Raw genomic sequence first — 12,670 nt, 5'->3', positions numbered from 1 at the left:
AGCGAGCTTGCTCGCGAATACGATTTATCAATCAACGAAGAACCAGAGCTGGCGCAAAAGCTGCATCCTACGGCCATTCGCCGGTTTTCCGTCACCGGCCTCTGGAGGAATAGGATGCGTAGCCTGGTTTTGCTGCTGGCCGTTTTGGCGCTTGGCGGCTGTATGACTGTCAGCGATATGGCCGAAGGCACTCGCTACCAGATGAGCGACGCGGGCTTGCTGGATCATAGCGACAGCCGTCGCGTGAACAACTTCCGCATTCAGCCGGACTCGTTCATCTACATTGCCCAAGGCGCGTTCGCACCGCCGGGCGGTTCCTACCCGCGTCCGAACGTGGTGGCCGAAGAAGCCTTCAAGGGCTTCGTCGAGTACTTCCCGATGGTCCGCCGTGCTCGCGCGCCGGAAGGCCTCGATCAGGCGATGGGCGAAGCTCGCGATGCTGGTGCGCACTATCTGCTGTACACGCGTTTCGCCAAGGCTGACGATCGCATCGGCAACTCCGATGAGTGGCTCGATGAAGAAGCGGTTGATCGCCTCGGCATCGACGGCGGTGTGATTCAGATCATGTTGATCGAGACCAGCACCCAGTATTTGATTGATACTGCACGCATCAAGAGTCGTGGCGGTTTACTGACGTTCCACGACAACAAACCCGAAGACCTGATCGGCCCGCCGCTGGCCCAGTACGCGCGCAGCCTGTTGGGAGTCGGCGACCAATAATTCAAGGAGAACGCCATGAGTGGCCCGCAAAAAGCCAATGACCTGTTGGGACAGATCCCCAAAACCAAAGGCTTGCCGCCGGTGCACTTGTGGAATCCGGACTTCTGCGGCGACATCGACATGCGCATCGCCCGCGACGGCACCTGGTATTACCTGGGCACGCCGATCGGGCGCAAGCCGATGGTCAAATTGTTCTCCACGATCATGCGCCGCGACGGCGATGATTATTTCCTGATTACCCCGGTCGAGAAGGTCGGGATCAAGGTCGACGATGCGCCGTTTGTGGCGATTGCGGTCGAGGTTGAAGGCGAAGGGGAGGCGCAGCTGTTGCGCTTTACCACTAACGTTGATGAAACCACCGAGGCCGGGCCGGCGCATCCGATCCGGGTTGAGATTGATCCCGTGACCCAGGAGCCGGCGCCTTACGTGCATGTGCGCACCAACCTTGAAGCGCTGATTCACCGCAATGTGTTCTATCAACTGGTGGAGCTGGCGGTCAGTCGCGAAATCGATGGCCAGCGCTGGCTCGGTGTGTGGAGCGGCGGCGAGTTCTTCCGCGTCGGCCTGGAACCCTGAGCAATACAAATCCCGAACTGTGGGAGCGAGCTTGCTCGCGAAAGCGGTTTATCAGTCAGCCTGGGTATTGACTGACCTACCGCCTTCGCGAGCAGGCTCGCTCCCACATTTGGTTTTGTGGGTTGCCTGAAAATCCTGATTGACTGTTAATCATATGATGATTAGCGTGTTCACCCATCGCGACCCGCTTTGAGGTGTTCATGTCCAGCAGCTTTCACGCATCCACGGTCGACTGGCTGGGCAGCTGGATCGCCGCTGGCCAGGTCAAGCCGGGGCAGACCATCAAGGTCGAGGCCGATCTGGGTGAACAGCTCGGCGTCAGTCGCACGGTTATTCGCGAAGCAATCAAAACCCTCGTCGCCAAAGGCATGCTCGAAGTCGGGCCGAAAGTCGGCACCCGCGTGCTGCCGGTGCGGCGCTGGAACCTGTTCGATCCGCAAGTGGTCGGTTGGCTGTCGCGCAACGGCCTGCCGGAAAATTTTGTCGATGACTTGCTTGACCTGCGCCGCACCATCGAACCGATGGCCGTGCGCTGGGCATGTGAGCGGGCGACGCTGGACCAGATCGAAGCGGTGCAACTGGCTTACAACGCCCTCGAGCGCGCGGTCGACAGCGGCACCGATTACAACCGCGCCGACCAGTTCTTCCACGAATGCATCCTCGCGGCCAGCCACAATCAATTCATTGAACAAATGGTTCCGGCCCTCGGCGCATTGCTGGCGGTGTCGTTCGAAGTATCTGCTGCCGATCCGGATGAACTGCGCCGCACCTTGCCGATCCACAAGGACATGGCCGACGCCATCGCCGCCCGGGATTCCGCGCGGGGCGTGTGGGCGTGCATGACACTGATCGACAATGCGGACCTGGCGATCAAACGCTTCTACCCGAAAGTCATGGCCGACAAAAAAGCTGGTTAATACAAATTTCCCTGTGGGAGCGAGCCTGCTCGCGAAGGCGGTGTATCAGGCAACTCATGCATCGACTGACACGACGCCTTCGCGAGCAGGCTCGCTCCCACATTAAAACAACAACAAGATCCAAGGAGTTGTCATGACGTGGACCGCCCTGACCCAACACCGCGCCCGACTCGGTGAAGGCCCGTTCTGGGACGCACCGACGCAGGCGTTGTACTGGGTGGACATCGCCGGCAAACAGGTCCTGCGCCTGATCGGCCAGAACGTGCAGATCTGGCAGATGCCCGAACACGTTTCCGCGTTCATCCCCTGCGCCAGCGGCGATGCACTGGTGACCCTGAGCAGCGGCGTCTATCGTCTCGACCTCGATTCCCCGGGCCTCGAACCACGACTGACGCTGTTCTGCGTCGCCGACCCGCAACCGGGCAATCGCCCCAACGAAGCGCGTTGCGATGCTCAGGGGCGACTGTGGCTCGGCACCATGCAAAACAACATCGGCGAGCAGGGCGAAGATCTGCCGATCACCCAGCGCTGCGGTGGCCTGTTCCGCATTGATCCGGATAAACGGGTCACGCCATTGCTGCGCGGCCTGGGCATTCCCAATACGTTGCTGTGGAGCGACGACGGCACCACAGTCCTGTTCGGTGACAGTCTCGAGGACACGCTGTATCGCTATTTTATTCACGCCGACGGCAACCTTGATGTGGCCACTCCCTGGTACGGCCCTGATCAGAACGGTGGCCCGGACGGTTCAGCAATGGATGCCGAAGGCTACGTGTGGAATGCCCGCTGGGACGGTAGCTGCCTGCTGCGCCTGACGCCTGACGGCAAGGTCGACCGCAGGATTGATCTGCCAGTCAGCCGCCCGACCAGTTGTGTGTTCGGCGGTGAAGACCTGAAAACCCTGTACATCACCAGTGCCAAGAGTCCGCACAACCATCCGCTGGATGGCGCGGTGCTGTCGATGCGCGTGGATGTCGCAGGAAAACTCTGTACACGGTTTGCCAGTTAAATCCCAAAATATGGGATGCAAAATTATATATTGAGATTATTCGGCAGTCGGGTTTATAGTCGGCTCCAGCAGTAACACGCACTCACACTTAAAAAAACAAAACAGGTGAAGTGATGCAGCGAATGTCTATCGCACTCCCGTGTGGAGTCCGCGTCTCGCAACGGCCCCAAGCTGTCGCGTGCGCTTGCCTGTTTCGTTCCAACCGCCTTCCAGACCGGACATCGGCAGATGCCCGGTTTTTTTGTGCTTGCGAAACAGGAGTCCTGATCCATGGCTGAACCTCTTTCCCTGCCGTCGGTGCCCGCACCGCCGAAGGGCGAGCGTCTGAAAAACAAGGTCGTGCTGCTGACCGGGGCCGCGCAAGGCATCGGCGAAGCCATTGTTGCGGCGTTCGCCTCGCAGCAAGCGAAACTGGTGATCAGTGATATTCAGGCGGAAAAAGTCGAGACGGTTGCCGTGCACTGGCGTGAGCAAGGTTACGACGTGCAAGCGCTGAAGGCGGATGTCTCGCATCAGCCCGACCTGCATGCCATGGCCAAACGCGCCGTTGAGCTGCACGGGCGCATCGATGTGCTGGTCAACTGCGCCGGGGTCAACGTGTTCCGTGATCCGCTGGCCATGACCGAAGAAGACTGGCGTCGCTGCTTCGCCATTGATTTGGACGGCGCCTGGTTTGGTTGCAAGGCAGTGCTGCCGCAGATGATCGAGCAGGGCGTCGGCAGCATCATCAATATCGCCTCGACCCATTCCAGCCACATCATTCCCGGTTGCTTTCCGTACCCGGTGGCCAAGCACGGTTTGCTCGGCCTGACCCGCGCGCTCGGCATCGAATACGCGGCGAAAGGTATTCGCGTCAACGCCATCGCGCCGGGCTATATCGAAACGCAACTGAACGTCGATTACTGGAACGGTTTCGCCGACCCGCACGCCGAGCGTCAGCGCGCCTTCGATCTGCACCCGCCGAAACGCATCGGTCAGCCGCTCGAAGTGGCAATGACGGCGGTGTTTCTGGCCAGTGATGAAGCGCCGTTCATCAATGCTTCATGCATCACCATCGATGGTGGTCGCTCGGTGATGTACCACGACTGAGCACAGTGGCTTTCACGCGGATAAATCCGTGTTAAATCCAATCATCATACGATATGACTATTTTCAACAGGCATTGCAGGAACACGCTTTAACGCTTTTCAAACATTGCTCAAAAAAATAACAAGGAGTCAGCTTATGAAACGTCGTTTCGGGATTCGTACCCTGTGCAGTACCGCCCTGGCGGTCACCGCGTTCAGCCTGAGCAGTGCCCTGCTCGCTGCCGACACCGTGAAAATCGGTTTTCTGGTCAAGCAGGCGGAAGAACCGTGGTTCCAGACCGAGTGGGCCTTCGCCGAGAAAGCCGCCAAGGACAAGGGCTTTGAACTGATCAAGATTGCCGTGCCGGACGGTGAGAAAACCCTCTCGGCGATCGACAGTCTTGCTGCCAACGGTGCCAAGGGCTTCGTGATTTGCCCGCCGGACGTCTCGCTCGGCCCGGCAATCATGGCCAAGGCCAAACTCAACGACCTGAAAGTGATTGCCGTCGATGACCGTTTCGTCGACGCCAACGGCAAGTTCATGGAAGACGTGCCGTACCTCGGCATGGCCGCGTTTGAAGTTGGCCAGAAGCAGGGCAACGCCATGGTCGCCGAAGCGAAGAAACGTAACTGGGACTGGAAAGACACTTACGCGGTGGTCAACACCTACAACGAACTCGACACCGGCAAGAAGCGCACCGACGGTTCGGTGAAATCCCTCGAGGACGCCGGGATGCCGAAGGATCACATTCTGTTTGCCGCGCTGAAAACCCTCGACGTGCCGGGCAGCATGGACGCCACCAACTCGGCGCTGGTGAAACTGCCGAGCGCGGCGAAAAACCTGATCATCGGCGGCATGAACGACAACACCGTGCTCGGCGGCGTACGCGCCACCGAAGCCGCCGGTTTTGCCGCGACCAACGTGATCGGCATCGGCATCAACGGCACCGACGCCATCGGCGAACTGAAAAAGCCTGACAGCGGCTTCTTTGGCTCAATGCTGCCAAGCCCGCACATCGAAGGCTACAAGACTGCCGAGATGATGTACGAGTGGGTCACCACCGGCAAAGAACCGCCGAAGTACACCGCGATGGACGACGTCACCCTGATCACCCGCGAGAACTTCAAGCAAGAGCTGGAAAAAATCGGCCTGTGGAACTGACGCAGTGACGGCCCGGGCAGCCGGGCCGTTTTTCGGTGTGAAGAGGTGGCTTTATGCACGCGCAAGTACAAACACAAGAACAACACGGTGCCAGCGGCAGCCTGCGCTTCAACGGGATCGGCAAAACCTTTCCCGGGGTGAAAGCGCTGGACGCCATCAGCTTTGTCGCCCATCCCGGCCAGGTTCACGCCTTGATGGGCGAGAACGGCGCTGGCAAATCGACCCTGCTGAAAATCCTCGGCGGTGCTTACATCCCGAGCAGCGGCGAGTTGCAGATCGGCGAGCAGACCATGGCGTTCAAGTCGACCGCTGACAGCATCGGCAGCGGCGTCGCGGTGATTCACCAGGAGTTGCATCTGGTGCCGGAAATGACCGTCGCCGAAAACCTGTTTCTCGGCCATCTGCCGGCCAGTTTCGGTTTGATCAATCGCGGTGTCCTGCGTCAGCAAGCGTTGAACTGCCTCAAAGGCCTGGCCGACGAAATCGATCCGCAGACCAAGGTCGGGCGCTTGTCCCTCGGCCAGCGGCAACTGGTGGAAATCGCCAAGGCGCTGTCGCGCGGTGCCCACGTCATCGCTTTCGACGAGCCGACCAGCAGCCTTTCGGCCCGCGAGATCGACCGCTTGATGGCAATCATCGGCCGCTTGCGTGACGAGGGCAAAGTCGTGCTCTACGTTTCCCACCGCATGGAAGAAGTGTTCCGCATCTGTGACGCCGTGACGGTGTTCAAGGACGGTCGCTACGTGCGCACCTTCGACGACATGAGCCAGTTGACCCACGATCAACTGGTGACCTGCATGGTCGGTCGTGACATTCAGGACATCTACGATTATCGCCATCGACCACGCGGTGCCGTCGCGCTGAAGGTTGATGGTTTGCTCGGCCCGGGTCTGCGCGAGCCGATCAGTTTCGAAGCGCACAAAGGTGAAATCCTTGGCCTGTTCGGATTGGTCGGGGCAGGGCGCACCGAGCTGTTTCGCTTGCTCAGCGGGCTGGAACGCAACACCGCCGGACGCCTCGAATTGCGCGGTCACGAACTGAAACTGCGCTCACCGCGCGACGCGATTGCTGCGGGCATTCTTCTCTGCCCGGAAGATCGCAAGAAGGAAGGCATCATCCCGCTGGCCAGCGTCGCGGAAAACATCAACATCAGCGCACGCGGCGCTCATTCGGGCCTCGGTTGCCTGATTCGTGGTCTGTGGGAAAAGGGCAACGCCGACAAACAGATCAAAGCGCTGAAAGTGAAAACCCCGCACGCCGGCCAGCAGATCAAATTCCTCTCCGGCGGCAATCAGCAGAAGGCCATTCTCGGTCGCTGGCTGTCGATGCCGATGAAGGTCCTGCTGCTCGACGAACCGACGCGCGGCATCGACATCGGTGCCAAAGCCGAGATTTACCAGATCATCCATAACCTCGCTGCTGAGGGTATTTCGGTGATCGTGGTGTCCAGCGACCTGATGGAAGTGATGGGCATTTCCGACCGCATTCTGGTGCTCTGCGAAGGCGCCTTGCGCGGCGAAATCAGCCGCGACCAGGCCAATGAATCCAACCTGCTGCAACTGGCTTTGCCGCGCCACCGCGCTGACGGCGTGGCGAACTGAGAGGTGACTATGATGACAACCCAAAACGAAACTCTGCCGAAAGAGCGCAAGCCGCTGGACATGCGACGCTTCCTTGATGACTGGGTCATGTTGCTGGCGGCTGTGGGCATATTCGTTGCCTGCACGCTGCTGATCGACAACTTTCTTTCGCCGCTGAACATGCGTGGCCTGGGCTTGGCGATTTCCACCACCGGGATTGCCGCGTGCACGATGTTGTACTGCCTGGCGTCGGGGCATTTCGACCTGTCGGTGGGCTCGGTGATTGCCTGCGCCGGGGTGGTTGCGGCGGTGGTGATGCGCGACACCAATAGCGTGTTTCTCGGTGTCAGCGCGGCGCTGGTGATGGGCCTGATTGTCGGGTTGATCAACGGCATCGTGATTGCCAAGTTGCGCGTCAATGCGTTGATCACGACGTTGGCGACCATGCAGATCGTTCGCGGTCTGGCTTACATTTTTGCCAACGGCAAAGCAGTGGGCGTGTCGCAGGAATCGTTCTTCGTTTTCGGCAATGGCCAGTTGTTTGGCGTGCCGGTGCCGATTCTGATCACCATTGTTTGCTTTCTGTTTTTTGGTTGGCTGTTGAATTACACCACCTACGGGCGCAACACCATGGCCATCGGCGGCAACCAGGAAGCGGCGTTGCTCGCGGGTGTGAACGTTGACCGGACCAAGATCATTATCTTTGCCGTGCATGGTGTGATCGGTGCGTTGGCGGGGGTGATTCTGGCGTCGCGGATGACCTCGGGGCAGCCGATGATTGGTCAGGGATTTGAACTGACGGTGATCTCGGCCTGCGTGTTGGGCGGGGTGTCGTTGAGCGGTGGGATCGGCATGATTCGGCATGTGATTGCCGGGGTGTTGATTCTGGCGATCATTGAGAATGCGATGAACTTGAAGAATATCGACACGTTTTATCAGTATGTGATTCGTGGTTCGATCCTGCTGCTGGCCGTCGTGATTGACCGTCTGAAGCAACGCTGAGTCAAAGGCTACCCTCATCGGAACGCCGCCCGCCCAGCCCTCTCCCAGAGGGAGAGGGGAAAGGGAGCAGATCTCTTAGCTTTTCAAACCTGAGTTCGACTGGATATTTCAGGTCGATGTAATTGGAATAAACACCTCGATCAGTTCCCTCTCCCTCCGGGAGAGGGCTAGGGTGAGGGGCTTTTGATTCTCCCGCCTTTCGTCACTCTCCCCAAATATTCCTTGCTCGCCCGCACCCGTTTCGGGTATCAATTTGTACATGATTAGACAGGTACGATTTGACAAGAAACAACGGGTGGTCGACGAACTCGTCCGACGCATCGAAAGCGGCCTCATGGAGGACGGCTTTCTGTTGCCCGGCGAACATCAGTTGGCTCAAGAATTCCAAGTCAGCCGAGGCACGCTGCGCGAAGCGCTGGCCGAACTGAAACGGCGCAATTACATCGCCACGCAAAGCGGCGTCGGCTCCATCGTCACTTTCGACGGTGTCGCGCTCGACCAGCGCAGCGGCTGGGCGCAGGCGCTGGCCGACAGCGGCGCGCTGATCAATACCGAAGTGCTGCGTCTGGAAGCCGTGACCCGGCCCGATCTGCTCTCGCGGTTCGGCACTGACCAATTCATCACCCTCGACCGCCGTCGGCGCTCCAACGACGGCACGCTGGTCTCTCTCGAACGCTCTTTGATGCCGGCCACCGGCGGCCTGGAAAGCCTGCCGCGTGTCGGTCTGATCGACAATTCCCTGACCATCACCCTGGCCGCCTACGGCTACATCGGCGAACGCGGCGATCAATGGATCGGCGCCGAGCCGTTGAATGCCGAAGACGCCGAATTGCTCGGGCGCCCGGTCGGCACCGTTTTCCTCAAGGCGTTGCGTACCACCTACGATCGCCAGAACCGTTTTATGGAGCTGGTCGAAAGCCTGCTCGATCCGGTGCATTTCCGTTTGCACCTGCAATTTGGAGAATCGAAATGACCGCGCTCAACCGTGCCCTTGGTGCTTTCTATGGCCTGGCCCTCGGTGATGCACTGGGCATGCCGACGCAATCGCTGAACCGCGAAACGATCAAGACCCGCTTCGGCCAGATCACTGATCTGCAGGATGCCGGGCCACTGCAACCCATCGCCGCAAACATGCCCAAAGGCTCGATCACCGACGACACTGAACAAGCCATTCTGGTCGGTGAGTTGCTCGTCGAAGGCAAAGGCCGCATCGAACCGGCGATCCTCGCGCAACGCTTGATCGAGTGGGAAGCCGAGATGCAGGCCAAGGGCTCGCAGGACTTGCTCGGGCCGTCGACCAAGCGCGCCATCGAAATGATCCTCGCCGGCCATTCGCCGGAAGAGGCCGGACGCTACGGCACCACCAACGGCGCGGCCATGCGCATTACGCCGGTAGGGATCGCGGCGGATGTTGCCGATCCTCAGCGGTTTATCGCAGCGGTGGTACAGGCCTGTCAGGTCACCCACAACACTACGTTGGGGATTTCCAGTGCGGCGGCGGTGGCAGCGGTGGTATCTGCCGGCATCAATGGCATGGACCTGGGCGAGGCGTTGAACCTCGGCCAGCACATCGCTCAGCAAGCCGAGGCGCACGGGCACTGGGTGGCCGGTGGGCGCATTGCCTCGCGCATCAGTTGGGCGCGCACCATCAGTGTCGATAGCGACAAGGCTTTGCTGGCGGATCTGCTCTACGACGTGATCGGTACTTCGGTGGCGTCGCAGGAATCGGTGGTGGTCTCGTTTGCCCTGGCGCAGCAAGTGGCCGTCGGCGAGATGAGCGCGTTTGATGCGTTGTGCATGGCCGCCAGTCTTGGCGGTGACACTGACACCATCGCGGCGATTCTCGGCGCCATGCTCGGGGCCTGCCTGGGTCTTGAGAGCTGGCCAGTGCCGATGATCGACACGGTGAAGGCCGTCAATCATCTGGAGCTGGAGCCGTTGGTGCAGGGGCTGTTGGCCTTGCGCTAACCAGGTTAGCGCCTTCGCGAGCAGGCTCGCTCCCACAAGGATTACACGGTACCTGTGGGAGCGAGCCTGCTCGCGAAAGCCGCACCGCGAATTTCGAATTTTTAACCCGCAATGGATCGCGCAGACAGGCCGAGGATGGCCGGGAAGTCTTGTCGTTTTGCATCAATTGCCACAACCACAAAAAAGGCAAACAGGAGCACCTTCATGAGTTCATCAAACGCCGGGCAAAGCGCCGGGCAACTGGAAACCCGCGGCATCGAACCGGTGCCGGAAGCCGAGTGCAACGGCCACCCGCTGCAACTGTTCTGGGTCTGGTTCGCCGCCAACATTTCCATCCTCGGTCTGCCGCTGGGCGCCACGTTGGTGGCGTTTCGCGGGCTGGCGATCTGGCAGGCGATCATCGTCGCAATCATCGGTGCTGCCGGTTCGTTCGCGGTGGTCGGGATCATATCGATTGCCGGTCGCCGTGGCCGCGCGCCGAGCCTGACCTTGTCGCGGGCGATCTTCGGCGTGCGCGGCAATATCGGCCCGACGCTGGTCTCGCTGATGTCGCGCCTGGGTTGGGAAACCGTCAACACCACCACCGCTGCATTTGTGCTGTTGTCGCTGTGCTCGATCCTGTTCGGCTCACCCGTGGAAGCGAAAAGTGCGCCGATACTGACGTTGATCTTTATCGCGATTTTCGTGCTGCTGACTCTGTCGGTATCCGGCCTCGGCCATGCGACCTTGCTGGTGATCCAGAAGTGGGCGACCTACGTGTTCGGCGCGCTGAATCTTCTGGTCGGCGGTTTCCTCTGCGCGACCATCGACTGGAGCGCGGTGTTCAACGCTACGCCAGCGCCGATGAGCGCAATGATCATCGGCATTGGCACCATGGCCGCCGGCACCGGCATCGGTTGGGCCAACGCTGGCGCCGACATGTCGCGCTATCAGCATCGCAGCGTCAAGGCTGTGCGACTGGTCGCGTCCGCCGCGTTCGGCGCGGGCATTCCGCTGGTGCTGCTGATCACCCTCGGCGGCTTGCTGTCGGTGGGCAACAACGACCTCGCTTCGGCGACTGACCCGATTGTTGCAATCCGCGACATGCTCCCAACGTGGATGGCCGTGCCGTACCTGATCACGGCGTTCGGTGGCTTGTTGCTGTCGAACAACCTGTCGGTGTACTCCGCCGGTCTGACCACGCTGACCCTCGGCCTGAAGGTCAAACGCGTCTACGCGGTGGTGGTCGATATCGTCGCGATCTTCGCCGGCTCAATCTACTTCATGCTGATCGCCGACAGCTTCTACGGCCCGTTCATTACCTTCATTTCCCTGCTGGCGGTGCCGATCACCGCGTGGGTCGGGATCTTCGTCGTTGACCTGATTCACCGTCATTACTACAGCCCGAAAGACCTGCTCGACGTCAGCCCGAGCAGTGCCTACTGGTATCACGGCGGTATCGAGTGGCGCGCGTTTGGCGCGTGGGCGATTGCCATCGTCCTTGGCTTCAGTTTCACCACCATTGGCACTACCGCCGAGAACGTCTGGTTCAAGGGCTTTTTGTCCGACTCGTGGCTGGGCCACAACGGCCTCGGCTGGATCGTGACCTTCGTGGTGGCTGGTGGCATTTACTTTGTCCTCGGCGGGGCGAAAGACCGCCGCGCCGCGCAAACCGAGAATGCTCATGCCTAAGATGTTGCACACCGGCCAGGTCATCATCGACCTGGTCATGGCCGTGGATAAGCTGCCGCAGGTTGGCGGCGACGTGCTGGCGCAGTCGGCGGGTTTCGAAGCGGGCGGCGGTTTCAATGTGATGGCGGCGGCCGTGCGCAATCGCCTGCCGGTGGTTTATCTCGGCCGCCATGGCACTGGGCGTTTCGGTGATCTGGCGCGTGAGGCGATGAATGCCGAGGGGATTCACATCGGCATTCGCCAGCCTGCGCAGCGCGACACAGGGTTGTGTGTGGCGCTGACCGATGCGTCGGCGGAGCGCAGTTTCATTTCCTACATCGGCGCTGAAGGTGAGGTGACGGCGGAGGATCTGAACAGCGTTGCGGTCGAGGCGGGCGATTACGTTTATCTCAGTGGCTACAGCCTGTTGCACGAAGGCAAAGCGCAGGCGTTGCTCGACTGGACATTGGCGTTACCGGAGTCGATCAACGTGGTATTCGATCCGGGCCCGTTGGTGGAATCGCCGGACTCGCCGCTGATGCAGGCGCTGCTGCCGCGCATTGATGTGTGGACCAGCAACAGTGTTGAAGCGCTGCGCTTTACCGGGGCTGAGGACATTGGCGCAGCGCTGGATCGACTCGCTGAACACCTGCCCAAAGAGGTGCTGATGGTGGTGCGGGACGGGCCGCAGGGTTGCTGGATTCATCAGCGCGATGAGCGTCGGCATGTGCCCGGGTTTGCGGTTAAAGCGGTAGACAGCAATGGCGCCGGTGATGCCCATGCCGGGGTGTTTGTCGCCGGGTTGGCGCAGGGTTTGTCAGCGCATGAAGCGGCGCGACGGGCGAATGCGGCGGCGGCTTTGGCGGTGACGCGGTGGGGGCCGGCGACTTCGCCGGGTGCGACTGAAGTGGATGCGTTTATCCGCGAGTCCGGCGGCGCCTGATAGATAGCTTTCGCGAGCAAGCTCGCTCCCACAGGGGATTTATGTTCGCCTCAGATCCAATGTAGGAGCTGCCGAA

Annotated in this window: 12 protein-coding genes; all 12 read left to right on the top strand. The window is 60.3% G+C overall.

Annotated elements, in window-relative coordinates; genetic code table 11:
- Nucleotides 1-114: 114 nt before the first annotated feature.
- The 12 genes from AB4N74_RS15785 to AB4N74_RS15730 all read left to right on the top strand — a co-directional run bounded on the left by AB4N74_RS15785 (nucleotide 115) and on the right by AB4N74_RS15730 (nucleotide 12,594).
- Nucleotides 115-720: a DUF4823 domain-containing protein gene (locus AB4N74_RS15785; RefSeq protein WP_093435410.1), complete on the top strand. Its 606-nt coding sequence runs from the start codon at nucleotides 115-117 to the stop codon at nucleotides 718-720.
- 15 nt (nucleotides 721-735) lie between these two features.
- A complete protein-coding gene (locus tag AB4N74_RS15780; RefSeq protein WP_320336532.1) occupies nucleotides 736-1,296 on the top strand; it encodes a DUF1285 domain-containing protein in 561 nt (186 codons plus the stop codon).
- 200 nt (nucleotides 1,297-1,496) lie between these two features.
- A complete protein-coding gene (locus AB4N74_RS15775) occupies nucleotides 1,497-2,213 on the top strand; it encodes a FadR/GntR family transcriptional regulator (RefSeq protein ID WP_095048605.1) in 717 nt (238 codons plus the stop codon).
- Between the two features lie 133 nt (nucleotides 2,214-2,346).
- On the top strand, nucleotides 2,347-3,222 hold the full coding sequence (locus AB4N74_RS15770) for an SMP-30/gluconolactonase/LRE family protein (RefSeq protein WP_186620476.1): 876 nt from the start codon (nucleotides 2,347-2,349) through the stop codon (nucleotides 3,220-3,222).
- Between the two features lie 270 nt (nucleotides 3,223-3,492).
- Nucleotides 3,493-4,311, top strand: a complete 819-nt coding sequence (locus AB4N74_RS15765; RefSeq protein ID WP_093435401.1) for an SDR family oxidoreductase — start codon at nucleotides 3,493-3,495, stop codon at nucleotides 4,309-4,311.
- Between the two features lie 135 nt (nucleotides 4,312-4,446).
- Nucleotides 4,447-5,451 carry a substrate-binding domain-containing protein gene (locus AB4N74_RS15760; RefSeq protein ID WP_320336534.1) on the top strand — a complete coding sequence of 335 codons (1,005 nt, stop codon included), beginning with the start codon at nucleotides 4,447-4,449 and terminating at the stop codon, nucleotides 5,449-5,451.
- Between the two features lie 53 nt (nucleotides 5,452-5,504).
- Nucleotides 5,505-7,052: an L-arabinose ABC transporter ATP-binding protein AraG gene (araG, locus tag AB4N74_RS15755; protein ID WP_093435398.1), complete on the top strand. Its 1,548-nt coding sequence runs from the start codon at nucleotides 5,505-5,507 to the stop codon at nucleotides 7,050-7,052.
- Nucleotides 7,053-7,064: 12 nt separating this feature from the next.
- Nucleotides 7,065-8,033, top strand: coding sequence for an L-arabinose ABC transporter permease AraH (gene araH / locus AB4N74_RS15750; protein WP_026000669.1), 969 nt, complete (start codon nucleotides 7,065-7,067; stop codon nucleotides 8,031-8,033).
- 259 nt (nucleotides 8,034-8,292) lie between these two features.
- Entirely contained in the window at nucleotides 8,293-9,006 is a 714-nt protein-coding gene (locus AB4N74_RS15745; RefSeq protein WP_250605987.1) for a GntR family transcriptional regulator, read from the top strand.
- Nucleotides 9,003-10,001, top strand: coding sequence for an ADP-ribosylglycohydrolase family protein (locus AB4N74_RS15740; protein ID WP_460096584.1), 999 nt, complete (start codon nucleotides 9,003-9,005; stop codon nucleotides 9,999-10,001). The genes AB4N74_RS15745 and AB4N74_RS15740 overlap by 4 nt, the downstream gene beginning before the upstream one ends.
- A gap of 204 nt (nucleotides 10,002-10,205) precedes the next feature.
- Nucleotides 10,206-11,672: a purine-cytosine permease family protein gene (locus AB4N74_RS15735; protein WP_093435390.1), complete on the top strand. Its 1,467-nt coding sequence runs from the start codon at nucleotides 10,206-10,208 to the stop codon at nucleotides 11,670-11,672.
- Nucleotides 11,665-12,594 carry a PfkB family carbohydrate kinase gene (locus AB4N74_RS15730; protein WP_460096582.1) on the top strand — a complete coding sequence of 310 codons (930 nt, stop codon included), beginning with the start codon at nucleotides 11,665-11,667 and terminating at the stop codon, nucleotides 12,592-12,594. The genes AB4N74_RS15735 and AB4N74_RS15730 overlap by 8 nt, the downstream gene beginning before the upstream one ends.
- Nucleotides 12,595-12,670: the final 76 nt, after the last annotated feature.

Source organism: Pseudomonas sp. H3_C08 (genome assembly GCF_054669455.1).
This window is presented reverse-complemented; position numbering and strand designations above follow the sequence as displayed.

Bases quoted from the DNA above. Each gene is read 5' to 3' on its own strand.
- AB4N74_RS15785 (WP_093435410.1), top strand. From the start codon at position 115: ATGCGTAGCCTGGTTTTGCTGCTGGCCGTTTTGGCGCTTGGCGGCTGT.
- AB4N74_RS15780 (WP_320336532.1), top strand. From the start codon at position 736: ATGAGTGGCCCGCAAAAAGCCAATGACCTGTTGGGACAGATCCCCAAA.
- AB4N74_RS15775 (WP_095048605.1), top strand. From the start codon at position 1,497: ATGTCCAGCAGCTTTCACGCATCCACGGTCGACTGGCTGGGCAGCTGG.
- AB4N74_RS15770 (WP_186620476.1), top strand. From the start codon at position 2,347: ATGACGTGGACCGCCCTGACCCAACACCGCGCCCGACTCGGTGAAGGC.
- AB4N74_RS15765 (WP_093435401.1), top strand. From the start codon at position 3,493: ATGGCTGAACCTCTTTCCCTGCCGTCGGTGCCCGCACCGCCGAAGGGC.
- AB4N74_RS15760 (WP_320336534.1), top strand. From the start codon at position 4,447: ATGAAACGTCGTTTCGGGATTCGTACCCTGTGCAGTACCGCCCTGGCG.
- araG (WP_093435398.1), top strand. From the start codon at position 5,505: ATGCACGCGCAAGTACAAACACAAGAACAACACGGTGCCAGCGGCAGC.
- araH (WP_026000669.1), top strand. From the start codon at position 7,065: ATGACAACCCAAAACGAAACTCTGCCGAAAGAGCGCAAGCCGCTGGAC.
- AB4N74_RS15745 (WP_250605987.1), top strand. From the start codon at position 8,293: ATGATTAGACAGGTACGATTTGACAAGAAACAACGGGTGGTCGACGAA.
- AB4N74_RS15740 (WP_460096584.1), top strand. From the start codon at position 9,003: ATGACCGCGCTCAACCGTGCCCTTGGTGCTTTCTATGGCCTGGCCCTC.
- AB4N74_RS15735 (WP_093435390.1), top strand. From the start codon at position 10,206: ATGAGTTCATCAAACGCCGGGCAAAGCGCCGGGCAACTGGAAACCCGC.
- AB4N74_RS15730 (WP_460096582.1), top strand. From the start codon at position 11,665: ATGCCTAAGATGTTGCACACCGGCCAGGTCATCATCGACCTGGTCATG.